We start from the raw sequence: 15599 nt of genomic DNA, 5'->3' as shown, positions 1-15599 counted from the left end.
AATGTTTTTGCTGGCTTTTTTCGTTTATTCTTTCACCCGATTTTGATTCGCTTTCACAAGGACTTGCGCATGCTGTGGTTGATGACGATGGGGCGACGCCTGAACGGCGTGTATGCCGCTTTTATGCTGGTGGCCTTTATGATGGGCGTGGCGGGGGCGCTGCAGGCGCCGACGCTGAGCCTGTTTCTCAGCCGCGAGGTGGGGGCACAGCCGTTTTGGGTCGGCCTGTTTTATACCGTTAACGCCATTGCCGGGATCCTGGTCAGCCTCGCGCTGGCGAAACGATCGGACAGCCAGGGCGATCGCCGCAGGCTGATCCTCTTTTGCTGCACCATGGCGGTGGGCAACGCGCTGCTCTTCGCCTTTAACCGTCATTATCTGACGCTCATTACCTGCGGCGTGCTGCTGGCGTCACTGGCGAACACCGCCATGCCGCAGCTGTTCGCGCTGGCCCGTGAATATGCGGATAACTCGGCGCGGGAAGTGGTGATGTTCAGCTCGGTGATGCGTGCCCAGCTCTCGCTGGCGTGGGTCATTGGCCCGCCGCTGGCCTTCATGCTGGCGTTGAACTACGGCTTTACCACCATGTTCTCCATCGCCGCCGGGATTTTTGTCATCAGCCTGGCATTGATTGCCTTCGCGCTGCCGTCCGTGGCGCGCGTCGAACAGACAGCGGATAAACCGCTCACCCAGGTGAGCGGCTGGCAGGACAAAAACGTCCGCATGCTGTTTATTGCCTCCACGCTGATGTGGACCTGCAACACCATGTACATCATCGACATGCCGCTGTGGATCAGCAGCGATCTGGGCTTACCGGACAAGCTCGCGGGGATCTTAATGGGCACCGCTGCCGGGCTGGAAATTCCGGCGATGATTCTGGCGGGCTATTACGTTAAGCGCTTTGGGAAGCGTCGGATGATGATCGTCGCCGTGGCGGCCGGGGTGCTGTTTTACGCGGGACTGATCCTTTTCCATTCGCGTGAAGCGCTGCTTGCGCTGCAGCTGTTTAATGCTGTGTTTATTGGCATCGTTGCCGGGATCGGCATGCTCTGGTTCCAGGATTTAATGCCCGGTCGTGCCGGCTCGGCGACAACGCTTTTTACCAACAGTATTTCAACCGGGGTGATTCTGGCAGGCGTGATTCAGGGGGCGCTGGCGCAAAGCTATGGGCATGCGTCTGTCTACTGGATGATTGCGGCGCTTTCTGTCGTGACGCTTCTGCTGACCTGCCGCGTAAAAGACGTGTGATCGGATGAATGAAACGGAGCCCGGGAACGCCGGGCTCTGCGAACCGTTTTATTCTGAACACTGATATTTACGCTGCGCGCGTAGCGTCAGGTACATATGAACGAGGCCCATGAAACCGTGTGCCCAGAAATATGTCTCAACAAAGACCGTCAGAAATTTATGCAAATTTAAGGCGGATTCTGTGACGGACGAAACGGGTCCGAGCGTGGCGTTCAGCACGAACCAGGCCGCGCCGCAGAGTGCAACGCCCAGCAGCGCCAGCACGCCCAAACCTTGCACCGTTGCCGCCATACCGCCGGCATGCGCCTCAGGAAGCTGGCGCTGCGTGAGGGTGCGAATATCGTCAACGACTCCGCGAAAATCCAGCGCCAGCCAGGCGAAGTAATATTTAAATCCGCGCTGGGTTAACATCCATGCCATCATGGCAATGCCACAAAAAATTAAACCAAACCCGGAAATAATATGCATCCAGGTGACAATTCCGTTCAGCCCGGAGTCGTGGAGGGCTTCACTTTCGGTGAAATTAGAATTGATGATCTGGACCAGCACCAGAACGGCCACAAGAATGTGCAGTACGCGAAGAAAGGGTGTTTCTTTATGGGGAAGCGTATTGCATAGCGTTGGGTTCATCGCTTTTTACCTCAATAATGAGAGAGCTGATGCGATGCAGTGTGACGCAAATTAATTAACGAAACCTTAACGGTGGGTTGCGTCACACTGTATTTATGCGTTCCGATTAGCGAGCAGGATCAATATGCGTCATCACGTTCAGCACATTGAATTTTTGCATCACATTGTTTCTGGCATTGACGGCAATCTGATGCCCTTCTTTTACGCTTAATTCGCCGTTAACTTCCAGATGGACATCGACAAGGGCTAAATCGCCCATCTTGCGGGTTTTTAAATCATGGAGTCCGGTGACACCCTCGGTTGAGAGAAGACACGTTTTGATGTCGTGCTCCAGCTCGGGTTCAAGCGAACGGTCCATCAGGTCGTGCAGGGCATCGGCAGAGAATTTGTAACCCATATGGGCGATAAATATCCCAACAATCAGGGCCGCAATCAGGTCCATCGCGTGAAAACCCACTAAATTCCCGACAATACCGATGGCGACAACCACTGACGAGGCTGCGTCAGAGCGGGCATGCCAGGCATTGGCTATCAGCAGCGAGGACTGAATACGTTTTCCCGCGGCATACATGTATCTGAACAGGCTTTCCTTCACCACCAGCGCCAGTATCGCCACCCACAGAGCGGCCCCTTTCACCAGCTGATGCGTCTCGGGGTGAAGCAGTTTATTCCCTGCGGACCAGAGCATCCCGACTCCCACAAGCAGCAGAATAGCGCCAATAATGAGCTTTGCACCGTTTTCGAAACGCAGATGACCGTAATGATGATCGATATCAGAGGCTTTCTGACTCTTTTTATTTGCAATCAGAACGACAAAGTCAGAGGATAAATCGGAAAGAGAATGAATCCCATCAGCAATTAATCCCTGTGATCCGGAGAATATTCCTGCAACTATCTGAAAGCCGGTGAGATAACTATTTGTTATCACGCTCACTATTGTGCATTTTTGTATTTCATGAGAACGGAGATGAGACTCATTGCTATTTTTCTTTTTCATGATAATTTCCGCTGCCAGCTGATTGAACGATTATTCTGCGCAGGGAACATTAAATTGACATTAAATATAACGTCATTATTGGCTGGGTTTGCGAAGTATTTACAGAAGGAAGATGGGCATTGGGATAAAACACAGCCTGCAGAGTACACTGCAGGCCGGAGGATTATTTCATAAATGCGGGTTGTTTTTGTTCGTAAGTGGCAATCGCCGCTTCGTGCTGGAGAGTTAAACCAATGCTGTCCAGACCGTTCAGCATGCAGTGACGGCGGAAGGCATCAATGCTGAAGCTGTAGGTCTTATCCCCGGCTTTCACCACTTCGGCTTCCAGATCCACTTCAAACGAAATGCCCGGATTCGCCTTAACCAGCGCGAACAATTCGTCGACCTGTTCATCGCTCAGCGTCACCGGCAGAAGCTGGTTGTTGAAGCTGTTGCCGTAGAAGATATCCGCGAAGCTTGGGGCAATGACCACCTTAAAGCCGTAGTCGGTGAGCGCCCACGGCGCGTGTTCACGGGATGAGCCGCAGCCAAAATTTTCCCGCGCCAGCAAAATGGAGGCGCCTTTATATTCCGGGAAGTTCAACACGAATTCCGGATTAGGCACTTCGCCCTTATCGTCCAGGAAACGCCAGTCGTTAAACAGGTGCGCGCCAAAACCGGTACGCGTCACCTTTTGCAGAAATTGTTTTGGAATAATAGCGTCAGTATCGACGTTAGCGGCGTCCAGCGGGACAACCCGGCCCGTATGTTGGGTAAATTTCTCTGCCATGATTGTCTCCTTATTTCAGGCTGCGAATATCGGCGAAATGGCCGGTGACTGCCGCAGCGGCGGCCATTGCCGGGCTGACCAGATGGGTGCGACCACCGCGGCCCTGACGGCCTTCAAAGTTACGGTTACTGGTGGAGGCGCAGCGCTCACCCGGATTCAGGCGGTCATTGTTCATCGCCAGACACATGGAGCAGCCAGGCAGACGCCACTCGAAGCCCGCTTCGATAAAGATCTTATCCAGACCTTCGGCTTCCGCCTGGGCCTTCACCGGACCGGAGCCAGGAACCACCAGCGCCTGCACGCCTGGTGCCACTTTACGGCCTTTGGCAATTTCGGCGGCGGCACGCAAATCTTCGATACGGGAGTTGGTGCAGGAGCCGATAAACACTTTATCAATGGCGACATCGGTCAACGGCACGCCGGGCTTCAGCCCCATATAGGCCAGCGCTTTTTCCGCACTGGCGCGCTCGACCGGATCGGCGAAGGAGGCCGGGTCAGGGATGCTGTCGTTGACGGAAATCACCTGACCCGGGTTGGTGCCCCAGGTCACCTGAGGCGCAATCTCTTCTGCCTGCAGCGTGACAACGGTATCAAACGTTGCCCCATCGTCGGTTGTCAGGGTTTTCCAGTAGGCTACCGCGTCGTCAAAATCCTGACCTTTCGGCGCGTGCAGACGGCCCTTCACATAGTTGAAGGTGGTTTCGTCCGGCGCGACCAGCCCGGCTTTTGCGCCCATCTCAATGGCCATGTTGCACAGGGTCATGCGACCTTCCATACTCAGTGCCTGAATAGCGTCGCCGCAGAACTCAACGACGTGGCCGGTACCGCCTGCGCTGCCGGTTTTACCGATGATGGCCAGCACGATGTCTTTCGCGGTAATGCCAGGTGCCGCTTTACCCTTCACCTCAATCTTCATGGTTTTGGCACGGCCCTGCTTCAGGGTCTGCGTTGCCAGCACATGTTCCACTTCGGACGTGCCAATCCCGAATGCCAGAGCGCCAAACGCGCCGTGGGTCGCGGTATGGGAGTCACCGCAGACGATGGTCATGCCCGGCAGGGTGATCCCTTGCTCAGGCCCCATCACGTGGACGATGCCCTGATACGGATGGTTCAGGTCGTACAGCTCAACGCCAAATTCATTGCAGTTCTTAATCAGCTCCTGCATCTGGATACGGGCCATCTCACCCGAGGCGTTAATGTCTTTGGTCTGGGTGGAAACGTTGTGATCCATCGTCGCGAAGGTTTTACCCGGCTGACGTACCGGACGCTTGTGCGCGCGCAGGCCGTCAAATGCCTGAGGTGAGGTCACTTCGTGTACCAGATGACGGTCAATGTACAGCAGCGGGGTTTCGTTTGGCGCCTCGTAAACAACGTGCGCATCGAACAACTTTTCATATAACGTCTTAGCCATGATTACACCCCTTCAGCGACATAGCGGGCAATGATGTCGCCCATTTCATCGGTACTGACTGCCGCCGTGCCGCGTGCCAAATCACCGGTACGGACGCCTTTCTCTAACGCCCGGTTAATGGCGTTTTCAATTGCGGTTGCCGCATCGCCTGCATCCAGGCTGTAGCGCAGCAGCAGGGCCAGGGAGAGGATCTGCGCAATCGGGTTGGCAATGTTTTTGCCTGCGATATCCGGCGCGGAACCGCCCGCAGGCTCGTACAGGCCAAAGCCTTCTTCATTCAGGCTTGCGGATGGCAGCATGCCCATCGAGCCGGTGATCATCGCGCACTCGTCAGAGAGAATATCGCCGAACAGGTTGGAGCACAGCAGCACGTCAAACTGGGACGGATCCTTAATCAGCTGCATGGTCGCGTTGTCGATGTACATGTGCGACAGCGCAACGTCCGGGTACTGCTTAGCGACTTCACTCACAATCTCGCGCCACAAAATGGAGGACTGCAGCACGTTCGCTTTATCAATGGAGGTCACCTTATGGCGGCGTTTGCGCGCCGACTCGAACGCGATGTGGGCGATACGTTCGATTTCGAAACGGTGATACACCTCGGTGTCGAACGCTTTCTCGTGTTGTCCGCTGCCTTCGCGCCCTTTTGGCTGACCAAAGTAGATCCCGCCGGTCAGTTCACGCACGCAGAGAATGTCGAAACCGTTGGCGGCGATATCCGCGCGCAGCGGGCAGAACTCTTCCAGACCCTGATACAGCTTCGCCGGACGCAGGTTGCTGAACAGCTTGAAATGTTTACGCAGCGGCAGCAGCGCGCCGCGCTCTGGCTGCTCTGCTGGCGGCAGGTGTTCCCATTTTGGGCCACCGACGGAACCAAACAGCACGGCATCGGCATTTTCGCAGCCTTCCACGGTCGCTTTCGGCAGTGGCGTACCGTGGTTATCAATCGCAATACCGCCCACGTCGTAGTGGCTGGTGGTGATTTTCATCGCAAAACGCGCGCGAACGGCTTCCAGTACTTTCAGCGCCTGTGCCATTACTTCCGGACCAATACCGTCGCCCGGTAACACAGCAATATGGTAATTCTTCGACATTACACGGTTTCCTTGTTGTTCTCTTTATTCTGAGCTTTGCGTTGCAACTCTTTTTCGACTTCGGCGGCGCGCCAGATGTTGTTCAGAACATGCACCATCGCTTTCGCGGAGGATTCAACGATATCGGTCGCCAGGCCCACGCCGTGGAAGCGGCGGCCATTGTGGGTAACAACAATGTCGACCTGACCCAGTGCATCTTTGCCGTGGCCCTTGGCCGTCAGGTCATACTTCACCAGCTCAACGTCGTACTCGGTGACGCGGTTAATCGCCTGGTAGATGGCATCGACAGGGCCGTTACCGTTCGCGGCCTCTGCTTTAATTTCATCACCACAGGCCAGTTTGACCGAGGCGGTGGCGATGTTGCTGGAGCCGGACTGCACGTTGAAGTAATCCAGACGGAAGTGCTCTGGCTCTTCCTGCTGCTTGTTAATAAAGGCCAGCGCTTCCAGGTCGTAGTCGAACACCTGACCTTTTTTGTCGGCCAGCTTCAGGAACGCGTCGTACAGCTGATCCATATTGTAATCGCTGTCCTTATAGCCCATCTCTTCCATACGGTGTTTAACCGCCGCGCGACCGGAACGGGAGGTCAGGTTCAACTGCACCTGGTTCAGGCCGATGGATTCCGGGGTCATGATTTCGTAGTTTTCACGGTTCTTCAGGACGCCATCCTGGTGAATACCGGAGGAGTGTGCGAAGGCGCCAGTGCCGACAATCGCTTTGTTAGCCGGAATGGGCATGTTGCAAATCTGGCTGACGGTCTGGCTGGTGCGCCAGATTTCGTTGTGATTGATGCGGGTGTGCACGTCCATGATGTCTTTGCGCACTTTGATCGCCATGATCACTTCTTCCAGCGAACAGTTGCCCGCGCGTTCGCCGATACCGTTCATCGCACCTTCTACCTGACGCGCACCGGCGTGGACGGCGGCGATGGCATTACCCACGGCCAGACCCAAATCATCGTGGGTGTGGACGGAGATAATTGCCTTATCAATATTGGGTACGCGGTCGTACAGTCCGGTAATGATGTTGGAGAACTCAAACGGCATGGTGTAGCCGACGGTGTCAGGGATGTTGATGGTTTTCGCACCCGCGTTGATGGCGGCTTCCACGACGCGCGCCAGGTCTTCGATTGGCGTACGGCCCGCATCTTCACAGGAGAATTCAACGTCATCGGTGTAGTTGCGTGCGCGTTTCACCATATACACCGCGCGCTCAATCACTTCATCCAGCGTGCTGCGCAGCTTGGTCGCGATGTGCATCGGTGAGGTGGCAATAAAGGTGTGGATACGGAACGCTTCGGCCACTTTCAGTGACTCGGCTGCAACGTCGATATCTTTTTCCACACAGCGCGCCAGACCACATACGCGGCTGTTTTTAATGGTGCGGGCGATGGTCTGGACGGATTCGAAATCACCCGGAGACGAGACCGGGAAACCCACCTCCATCACGTCGACACCCATACGTTCGAGAGCCAGCGCGATCTGCAGTTTCTCTTTTACACTCAGGCTTGCCTGTAATGCCTGTTCACCGTCACGTAAAGTAGTATCGAAAATAATGACTTGCTGGCTCATGGGTTAGGTCCTTGTCAGTCTTAGGGCGCCTTGCTACGAGCATAAAAAAACCCGCGCAGTGGCGCGGGTTTTTAGTCTTACTGGTGACGATTCAACGCTGAATTTCGCCCGCCAGTCTACCGCGCACAGTGAATGCGTTTAGTAGTAGTAGACCGGTGAAACGAATGGTGCGAATCATGAATCGTGCTCCGTTAAATTCAATATGCTTTTAGTGGTACTGGATACGGCCGTTCATGTCAACCCCTGACGATGAAAACGGGCCCGACAGACGGAATCAGCAGGGTATTCACTTTAGCTAATTGTGCTGGTTTTAGCTTTCGCGACCCGACTAATTGTCTAATTTTGGACTTAAGAAAAGAGTTGCAGAAACAAATAAATATAATTGTTTAAAAATGAGTGAAATGTCCTGAAGAGAATGCGTTGTGATTAAAAGGTTTTAATATCATTAAGTTATAAATGCAGTGAATCTGTTCCATAATGCTGAAAAGCGAACAGATATAACAGGTTGTTAACTAACTGTAGGGCGATAGCAATAACAGTTTAATAATACTTAAGTCATCATTAACCTGATGGCAATTGTATATTTGTTTGGTTTATGGTTTCATTCAAATCCTAAAGTCAAACATATCATTTGCGCTCATTAATTTTCGTTATTATAGAGTCTTTATATATTCCGAATTTTAAATAATTCTCTTTTGCTGATCGTATTTGCATGGTAAATCATATTTTCGAGATGATTACCGTACGTGAGCAAAGGGAGTGTAGCGTGACAGTGGAGTCAGAAGTGTCAGAAAATAATATTAAACAACCTCAAGCTACTGATGGGATTAAACCGCAGTTACGCACGGTGGATCTTAATCTTCTGACGGTGTTTGATGCTGTCATGCAGGAACAGAATATCACCCGCGCGGCCCAGGCGTTAGGGATGTCACAACCTGCTGTGAGTAATGCCGTTGCCAGGCTTAAGGTCATGTTTAACGACGAATTGTTTGTTCGTTACGGGAGAGGGATCCAGCCTACGGCGCGCGCATTCCAGCTGTTCGGCTCCATTCGCCAGGCGTTGCAGTTGGTACAAAACGAGCTGCCGGGCTCGGGCTTTGAACCCTTAAGCAGCGAGCGCGTATTCCATCTTTGCGTCTGTAGCCCATTAGATAATTATTTAACGTCGATTATTTATAATAAAGTTGAAGAGATTGCACCAAATATCAACCTGGTTTTTAAATCATCCCTGAATCAAAACACGGAACATCAGTTACGCTATCAGGAGATTGAATTCGTTCTGGGGTATGAAGAGTTCCGTCGTCCAGAATTTTCCTGTGTGCCGCTGTTTAAAGATGAAATGGTTCTCGTCGCCAGTAAAAAACATCCGCGCCTGAATTCTCCGCTGCTAGAAAGCGATGTTTATAACGAGCAGCACGCCGTTGTTGCACTCGACAGATATGCTTCCTTTAGCCTGCCGTGGTATGACACTGCGGATAAACAGGCGAGCGTGGCGTATCAGGGCATGGCCATGGTTAGCGTATTAAACGTGGTCTCCCAGACGCAACTGGTGGCGATTGCGCCGCGCTGGCTGGCAGAAGAGTTTTCTGACCCGTTAAACCTGCAAATTTTACCTCTGCCGCTCAAGCTAAATAGCCGTACCTGTTATCTTTCCTGGCATGAAGCGGCGGGTCGGGATAAAGGGCATCAGTGGATGGAAGAGTTGCTGGTTGGCATCTGTCGCCGGTAAGCGCATCAGGATAAATCGCATCGGTTTATGTGATTTATCCTGAGTTCTTTTAGATAATTGATATTTTATTCTGTGGTGCTTTTTTTCGGGCTGCTCTCCGGCACGCAAAAATAGATGATTTCCTGCATTGTCGCGCTTTTCAGCGATGATTTATCACCCCATCCTCTATTCCCAGAGGAATTAACCATATCTCCTGTTAACGCCTGCTTTTTCTGCTTTACGCGCCGTTTATCTACCCGGGTTTGCTAATTGCCTGCCTCATAACGAGCGGTTAAGGTAAAGAACACTCTGCAAAATATAAGATTGGTTTATCCCAATCGTAAGACGGTGCGGAAATGAATTCGGCAGTCCGTCTATAACAAAATGCCTGGAGGCAAAGCATGGAGATGTTGTCTGGCGCGGAAATGGTCGTTCGGTCGCTGATCGATCAGGGCGTAAAGCAAGTGTTCGGCTACCCTGGCGGTGCGGTCCTCGATATTTATGATGCGCTGCATACGGTAGGGGGCATTGACCATGTTCTGGTACGTCACGAGCAGGCGGCGGTGCACATGGCTGACGGCCTGGCGCGTGCGACGGGTGAAGTGGGCGTGGTGTTAGTCACGTCCGGCCCCGGCGCGACAAACGCCATTACCGGCATTGCGACGGCCTATATGGACTCTATCCCGCTGGTGATCCTCTCCGGGCAGGTGGCAACCTCACTGATTGGCTACGATGCTTTTCAGGAGTGCGACATGGTCGGGATTTCGCGTCCCGTTGTGAAGCACAGCTTCCTGGTCAAGCAAACAGAAGACATTCCCGGCGTACTGAAAAAAGCCTTCTGGCTGGCAGCAAGCGGACGCCCGGGACCGGTGGTGGTCGATCTGCCTAAAGATATCCTGAACCCGGCAAACAAGCTGCCTTATGTCTGGCCGGAATCGGTCAGCATGCGCTCTTATAACCCAACAACGCAGGGGCATAAAGGTCAGATCAAGCGGGCATTGCAAACGCTGCTGGCAGCCAAAAAACCGGTGGTCTATGTCGGTGGCGGGGCGATCAACTCTGCCTGCGAAGTCCAGCTCCGTGAACTGATTGAAAAACTTAACCTGCCAGTTGCATCGTCATTGATGGGGCTGGGGGCATTCCCTGCCACCCATCGTCAGGCGCTGGGGATGCTGGGTATGCACGGTACCTATGAAGCCAACATGACGATGCATCATTCCGATGTCATCTTTGCCGTCGGCGTGCGCTTTGACGATCGCACCACCAACAACCTGGCAAAGTATTGCCCGAACGCCATCGTGCTGCACATTGATATCGATCCTACGTCAATTTCAAAAACAGTGGCGGCTGATGTGCCGATCGTCGGTGATGCTCGTCAGGTTCTGGAGCAAATGCTGGACCTGCTGACCCAGGAGAGTGCAACCCAGCCGCTGGATGAGATCCGCGACTGGTGGCAGCAGATTGAACAGTGGCGCGCGCGTCAGTGCCTGAAATATGACACGCAAAGCGAAAGCATTAAGCCGCAGGCGGTCATCGAAGCGATGTGGCGACTGACGAAAGGTGAAGCGTACGTAACCTCAGACGTAGGGCAGCACCAGATGTTTGCCGCCCTGTATTACCCGTTTGATAAACCGCGACACTGGATCAACTCCGGTGGTTTAGGAACCATGGGCTTTGGTCTGCCTGCCGCGCTGGGCGTGAAGCTGGCGTTGCCGAATGAAACCGTCGTCTGCGTGACCGGTGATGGCAGTATTCAGATGAACATTCAGGAGCTGTCTACCGCGCTGCAATATGAACTGCCGGTACTGGTGCTGAACCTGAATAACGGGTATCTCGGTATGGTGAAGCAGTGGCAGGATATGATCTACTCTGGCCGTCATTCTCAGTCATACATGAAATCGCTGCCGGACTTTGTTCGTCTTGCTGAAGCTTACGGCCATGTAGGCATGCGGGTGACCGATCCGGCTGATCTGGAAGCGAAGCTCGCGCAAGCGCTTGAGCACGTTAAAAACAACCGCCTCGTCTTTATGGATGTGATTGTTGATGGGACCGAACACGTTTATCCGATGCATATTCGTGGTGGTGGTATGGATGAAATGTGGTTAAGCAAAACGGAGAGAACCTGATATGCGCCGGATATTATCTGTTTTACTGGAAAACGAGTCTGGCGCACTGTCGCGCGTCATTGGTCTTTTTGCGCAGCGCGGCTATAACATTGAAAGCCTGACCGTTGCCCCGACGGAAGACCCGACGCTGTCGCGCATGACGATCCAAACCGTCGGCGATGCCAAAGTGCTTGAGCAGATTGAGAAACAGCTGCATAAGCTGGTTGATGTGCTGCGCGTGAGCGAGCTGGGGCAGGGGGCCTACGTTGAACGAGAGGTCATGCTGGTGAAAATCCAGGCCAGCGGCTACGGGCGTGAAGAAGTTAAACGCAATGCGGATATTTTCCGCGGACAGATTATTGACGTCACCCCTTCTCTTTATACGGTTCAGCTGGTTGGGACAAGCGACAAGCTGGATGCTTTCCTGGCGTCAGTGCGGGATGTCGCAAAAATTGTCGAGGTCGCGAGATCGGGTGTAGTCGGTCTGTCACGCGGCGAGAAAATCATGCGTTAGTTGTCAAAAAGGTTCGCCTCTTTCTGCCCGGTCACCAAAGCCGGGCTTTTTTTTGCGTAATCAGCCGACAACGCAGATAAAAGCGGTTGCCGCGAAGGCTTTTCTGCGTTTAGATGTTAAAAGATTTAACCATAACCTTGACAGGGCCATGGACTCTTTTCTTTTTTTAAGGGGCAATTGTGAAACTGGATGAAATCGCCCGGCTAGCCGGCGTGTCACGAACAACGGCCAGCTATGTGATTAACGGTAAAGCAAAGCAGTACCGTGTTAGCGACAAGACCGTTGAAAAAGTTATGGCGGTGGTTCGTGAGCATAACTACCATCCGAATGCTGTCGCAGCCGGTCTGCGTGCCGGGCGTACCCGCTCTATTGGTCTGGTGATCCCTGACCTGGAAAACACCAGCTATACCCGTATCGCCAACTATCTTGAACGTCAGGCGCGTCAGCGCGGCTATCAGTTGCTGATTGCCTGCTCAGAAGACCAGCCCGATAACGAGATGCGCTGCATTGAGCATCTGCTCCAGCGTCAGGTGGATGCCATTATCGTGTCAACCTCCTTGCCGCCAGAGCATCCGTTCTACCAGCGCTGGGCGAATGACCCGTTCCCAATTGTGGCGCTGGATCGCGCGCTCGATCGCGAGCATTTCACCAGCGTCGTGGGTGCGGATCAGGATGATGCAGAAATGCTGGCCGCAGAGTTGAGAACGTTCCCCGCTGAAACGGTGCTGTATCTTGGCGCGTTGCCCGAGCTTTCTGTGAGCTTCCTGCGTGAGCAGGGATTCAGAACCGCCTGGAAAGACGATCCGCGCGAGGTTCACTACCTCTATGCCAACAGCTACGAGCGTGAAGCCGCCGCGCAGCTGTTCGAGAAATGGCTGGAAACGCATCCGATGCCTCAGGCGCTGTTCACCACGTCGTTTGCGCTGTTGCAGGGCGTCATGGACGTGACCTTACGCCGGGAAGGTAAACTGCCCTCCGACCTGGCGATTGCCACGTTCGGGGATAACGAGCTGCTCGACTTCCTCCAGTGCCCGGTGCTGGCGGTAGCACAGCGTCACCGCGATGTGGCTGAACGCGTGCTGGAGATTGTGCTGGCAAGCCTGGATGAGCCGCGCAAGCCGAAACCGGGCCTGACGCGTATCAAACGTAATCTCTACCATCGCGGAATTTTAAGCCGCCAAAAATGAAATGACCGGGGCGGCGAAATCTGCCCCCTTTTGTTGCGATAATTCGTGCAGATAATTCCCGGAGAGAAATTAGGATAATTCTTGAGGGATCCTAATCACCTATTTTTCTTAATTCATTCTGGCTTTTAAATTGTCTTTTTAAGAACGTCCGGTCGATTTTAAACGGCATTCTTTGTATTATTTTGTTACAAACCCTTTTCGGTCGATGAATAATCAGACGTTTTTCCTCCTCCTTTGCCAGCTTACGTGGCAACCGCTGCGCTTACCGGGTGCCTGGGTGAATCTGGCGCTGTTATCCCCTGAGAATCTGTCATAAAATGCTGCCCGCGTCGCAAACTGACACTTTATATTTATCTGCGATGATATTGAGTGAGCTTTAACGCTAGTGTGCATATTCGGTTTTTTTCTTACAAATATTCATAACGTTAATTTTGCCTCGCCAGTTGTGCAGTTATTAACCAGGACTGTTTATCTCTGTAAATAGAGGGCTTCCGAGTCCTTATATGGAGAGTCCTGGCTTGACAAGCTTTTCCCTCGCTCCGTAAACTCCTTTAGGTGGGAATTTGTGGGTTAAAGTGGTGAGGAGGGGTGAGACTGGCATGTTCCGTGGAGCTACGTTAGTCAATCTCGACAGCAAAGGGCGTTTATCGGTACCAACCCGATACCGCGACCAGCTGATTGAGAACGCTGCGGGTCAAATGGTTTGCACCATTGACATTAACTCCCCCTGCCTGCTGCTTTACCCCTTGCCTGAATGGGAAATTATTGAGCAAAAGCTGTCGCGACTGTCGAGCATGAACCCGCAGGAACGCCGCGTACAGCGGCTGTTATTGGGACATGCCAGTGAATGTCAGATGGATAACGCAGGGCGATTACTGATTGCCCCTGTGTTGCGGCAACATGCCGGTCTGACCAAAGAAGTGATGCTGGTCGGGCAGTTCAACAAGTTTGAACTGTGGGATGAAACGACCTGGTATCAACAGGTCAAGGAAGATATCGACGCTGAGCAGTCTGATTCCGCGACATTATCGGAACGGCTGCAGGACTTGTCTCTATAAATATGATGGAAAATTATAAACATAAAACGGTGTTACTGGACGAGGCCGTAAACGGCCTGAATATTCGTCCGGATGGCATCTACATTGATGGCACGTTTGGTCGCGGTGGTCACTCACGTTTGATTCTCTCCCAGCTTGGAGAGGAAGGACGTCTGCTGGCAATCGATCGCGATCCGCAGGCTATTGCCGTTGCACAGACCATCAATGACCCACGCTTTTCCATCGTGCATGGACCTTTCTCTGCGCTCGCGGATTATGTCGCTGAGCGCGGCCTGACGGGCAAGATCGACGGGATTCTTCTCGATCTTGGCGTCTCTTCACCCCAACTTGATGATGCTGAACGTGGTTTCTCCTTTATGCGTGATGGTCCGCTGGACATGCGGATGGACCCGACGCGCGGTCAATCTGCCGCTGAGTGGCTACAGACCGCTGACGAAGCCGATATTGCATGGGTCATCAAAACGTTCGGCGAAGAGCGCTTTGGCAAACGTATTGCGCGCGCCATCGTTGAGCGCAATCGCATTGAGCCAATGACCCGCACCAAAGAGTTGGCCGAAGTGATCGCGGCGGCGACACCGGTGAAGGATAAGCACAAACATCCCGCGACCCGTACCTTCCAGGCGGTTCGCATCTGGGTAAACAGTGAACTGGAGGAAATAGAGCTGGCGCTAAAAAGCTCGCTCGACGTGCTGGCCCCGGGTGGGCGGTTATCCATCATCAGCTTCCATTCGCTGGAAGACCGTATTGTGAAACGCTTCATGCGTGAACAAAGCCGCGGTCCGCAGGTGCCAGCAGGGCTGCCGATGACGGAAGAACAACTCAGGAAGCTGGGTGGCCGTCAGTTGCGAGCATTAGGCAAGTTGATGCCGGGCGAAGAAGAAGTGGCAGAGAATCCACGCGCCCGTAGTTCAGTGCTGCGTGTTGCAGAGAGGACGAACGCATGATCGGCAGAGTGACAGAGACCCTAAGCAAAGTTAAGGATTCGTTAGGAAGCAACGAGCGCCATGCCTTGCCTGGCGTGATCGGCGACGATCTTTTGCGGTTTGGGAAACTGCCACTCTGTCTGTTCATTTGCATCATTGTCACGGCAGTTACGGTGGTGACCACCGCCCACCATACACGTTTATTGACTGCGCAACGCGAGCAGATGGTGCTGGAACGCGATGCGCTGGATATTGAATGGCGAAATCTGATCCTTGAAGAAAACGCGCTCGGCGATCACAGCCGGGTTGAACGGATCGCAACGGAAAAGCTGCAGCTGCAGCATGTTGATCCTTCGCAGGAAAATATCGTAGTACAAAAATAAG

Annotated in this window: 15 protein-coding genes; 8 read left to right on the top strand and 7 right to left on the bottom strand. The window is 53.2% G+C overall.

All coding sequences use genetic code 11. The features are described 5' to 3' along the window. The first annotated feature begins 69 nt into the window (after positions 1 to 69). Complete coding sequence (locus tag BM007_RS12815; protein ID WP_090419074.1) at positions 70 to 1248, top strand: sugar efflux transporter; 1179 nt, start codon at positions 70 to 72, stop codon at positions 1246 to 1248. 48 nt (positions 1249 to 1296) lie between these two features. Here the strand turns inward: BM007_RS12815 and BM007_RS12810 are convergent, their stop codons facing one another. The 7 genes from BM007_RS12810 to leuL form a co-directional block, all read right to left on the bottom strand. Beyond that, positions 1297 to 1878, bottom strand: coding sequence for a cytochrome b/b6 domain-containing protein (locus BM007_RS12810; RefSeq protein WP_090419071.1), 582 nt, complete (start codon positions 1876 to 1878; stop codon positions 1297 to 1299). A gap of 106 nt (positions 1879 to 1984) precedes the next feature. After that, positions 1985 to 2875, bottom strand: a complete 891-nt coding sequence (locus tag BM007_RS12805; RefSeq protein ID WP_090419068.1) for a cation diffusion facilitator family transporter — start codon at positions 2873 to 2875, stop codon at positions 1985 to 1987. A gap of 163 nt (positions 2876 to 3038) precedes the next feature. Beyond that, complete coding sequence (leuD, locus tag BM007_RS12800) at positions 3039 to 3644, bottom strand: 3-isopropylmalate dehydratase small subunit (protein ID WP_048989656.1); 606 nt, start codon at positions 3642 to 3644, stop codon at positions 3039 to 3041. Positions 3645 to 3654: 10 nt separating this feature from the next. Next, a complete protein-coding gene (gene leuC, locus BM007_RS12795) occupies positions 3655 to 5055 on the bottom strand; it encodes a 3-isopropylmalate dehydratase large subunit (RefSeq protein ID WP_032649821.1) in 1401 nt (466 codons plus the stop codon). 2 nt (positions 5056 to 5057) lie between these two features. After that, the gene (gene leuB, locus BM007_RS12790; protein ID WP_090419065.1) at positions 5058 to 6149 is read right to left on the bottom strand and encodes a 3-isopropylmalate dehydrogenase; all 1092 of its coding nucleotides are present in this window, start codon (positions 6147 to 6149) and stop codon (positions 5058 to 5060) included. Then, positions 6149 to 7720: a 2-isopropylmalate synthase gene (gene leuA / locus BM007_RS12785; protein WP_090419062.1), complete on the bottom strand. Its 1572-nt coding sequence runs from the start codon at positions 7718 to 7720 to the stop codon at positions 6149 to 6151. The genes leuB and leuA overlap by 1 nt, the downstream gene beginning before the upstream one ends. A 91-nt stretch (positions 7721 to 7811) precedes the next feature. Then, positions 7812 to 7898: a leu operon leader peptide gene (gene leuL, locus BM007_RS23560; RefSeq protein ID WP_071787438.1), complete on the bottom strand. Its 87-nt coding sequence runs from the start codon at positions 7896 to 7898 to the stop codon at positions 7812 to 7814. 606 nt (positions 7899 to 8504) lie between these two features. On the opposite strand from leuL, the gene leuO reads away from it, so the two are divergent. The 7 genes from leuO (at position 8505) to ftsL (ending at position 15598) form a co-directional block, all read left to right on the top strand. Then, positions 8505 to 9449, top strand: a complete 945-nt coding sequence (gene leuO / locus BM007_RS12780; protein ID WP_050597746.1) for a transcriptional regulator LeuO — start codon at positions 8505 to 8507, stop codon at positions 9447 to 9449. 380 nt (positions 9450 to 9829) lie between these two features. Then, the gene (gene ilvI / locus BM007_RS12775; RefSeq protein ID WP_090419059.1) at positions 9830 to 11554 is read left to right on the top strand and encodes an acetolactate synthase 3 large subunit; all 1725 of its coding nucleotides are present in this window, start codon (positions 9830 to 9832) and stop codon (positions 11552 to 11554) included. Between the two features lies 1 nt (position 11555). After that, positions 11556 to 12047, top strand: coding sequence for an acetolactate synthase small subunit (gene ilvN / locus BM007_RS12770; protein WP_008501994.1), 492 nt, complete (start codon positions 11556 to 11558; stop codon positions 12045 to 12047). Between the two features lie 179 nt (positions 12048 to 12226). Then, on the top strand, positions 12227 to 13234 hold the full coding sequence (gene cra / locus BM007_RS12765) for a catabolite repressor/activator (RefSeq protein ID WP_008501993.1): 1008 nt from the start codon (positions 12227 to 12229) through the stop codon (positions 13232 to 13234). A 599-nt stretch (positions 13235 to 13833) separates the two neighbouring features. Beyond that, positions 13834 to 14292, top strand: a complete 459-nt coding sequence (gene mraZ / locus BM007_RS12760) for a division/cell wall cluster transcriptional repressor MraZ (RefSeq protein WP_021240528.1) — start codon at positions 13834 to 13836, stop codon at positions 14290 to 14292. A 2-nt stretch (positions 14293 to 14294) separates the two neighbouring features. Next, entirely contained in the window at positions 14295 to 15236 is a 942-nt protein-coding gene (rsmH, locus tag BM007_RS12755) for a 16S rRNA (cytosine(1402)-N(4))-methyltransferase RsmH (RefSeq protein ID WP_021240527.1), read from the top strand. Beyond that, entirely contained in the window at positions 15233 to 15598 is a 366-nt protein-coding gene (ftsL, locus tag BM007_RS12750; protein WP_008501989.1) for a cell division protein FtsL, read from the top strand. The genes rsmH and ftsL overlap by 4 nt, the downstream gene beginning before the upstream one ends. Position 15599: the final 1 nt, after the last annotated feature.

Origin of the sequence: Enterobacter sp. NFIX59 (genome assembly GCF_900113755.1) — a bacterium.
Classification (GTDB): domain Bacteria; phylum Pseudomonadota; class Gammaproteobacteria; order Enterobacterales; family Enterobacteriaceae; genus Enterobacter; species Enterobacter pseudoroggenkampii.
The sequence above is the reverse complement of the archived record's forward strand: the minus strand, read 5'-3'. Positions and strand labels throughout refer to the sequence as shown.

What these genes read in the sequence shown, in the direction of transcription:
- BM007_RS12810 (WP_090419071.1), bottom strand. Translation starts at nt 1,878, where the DNA reads ATGAACCCAACGCTATGCAATACGCTTCCCCATAAAGAAACACCCTTT.
- BM007_RS12805 (WP_090419068.1), bottom strand. Translation starts at nt 2,875, where the DNA reads ATGAAAAAGAAAAATAGCAATGAGTCTCATCTCCGTTCTCATGAAATA.
- ilvN (WP_008501994.1), top strand. Translation starts at nt 11,556, where the DNA reads ATGCGCCGGATATTATCTGTTTTACTGGAAAACGAGTCTGGCGCACTG.
- leuB (WP_090419065.1), bottom strand. Translation starts at nt 6,149, where the DNA reads ATGTCGAAGAATTACCATATTGCTGTGTTACCGGGCGACGGTATTGGT.
- leuD (WP_048989656.1), bottom strand. Translation starts at nt 3,644, where the DNA reads ATGGCAGAGAAATTTACCCAACATACGGGCCGGGTTGTCCCGCTGGAC.
- leuL (WP_071787438.1), bottom strand. Translation starts at nt 7,898, where the DNA reads ATGATTCGCACCATTCGTTTCACCGGTCTACTACTACTAAACGCATTC.
- rsmH (WP_021240527.1), top strand. Translation starts at nt 14,295, where the DNA reads ATGATGGAAAATTATAAACATAAAACGGTGTTACTGGACGAGGCCGTA.
- ftsL (WP_008501989.1), top strand. Translation starts at nt 15,233, where the DNA reads ATGATCGGCAGAGTGACAGAGACCCTAAGCAAAGTTAAGGATTCGTTA.
- BM007_RS12815 (WP_090419074.1), top strand. Translation starts at nt 70, where the DNA reads ATGCTGTGGTTGATGACGATGGGGCGACGCCTGAACGGCGTGTATGCC.
- ilvI (WP_090419059.1), top strand. Translation starts at nt 9,830, where the DNA reads ATGGAGATGTTGTCTGGCGCGGAAATGGTCGTTCGGTCGCTGATCGAT.
- leuC (WP_032649821.1), bottom strand. Translation starts at nt 5,055, where the DNA reads ATGGCTAAGACGTTATATGAAAAGTTGTTCGATGCGCACGTTGTTTAC.
- mraZ (WP_021240528.1), top strand. Translation starts at nt 13,834, where the DNA reads ATGTTCCGTGGAGCTACGTTAGTCAATCTCGACAGCAAAGGGCGTTTA.
- leuA (WP_090419062.1), bottom strand. Translation starts at nt 7,720, where the DNA reads ATGAGCCAGCAAGTCATTATTTTCGATACTACTTTACGTGACGGTGAA.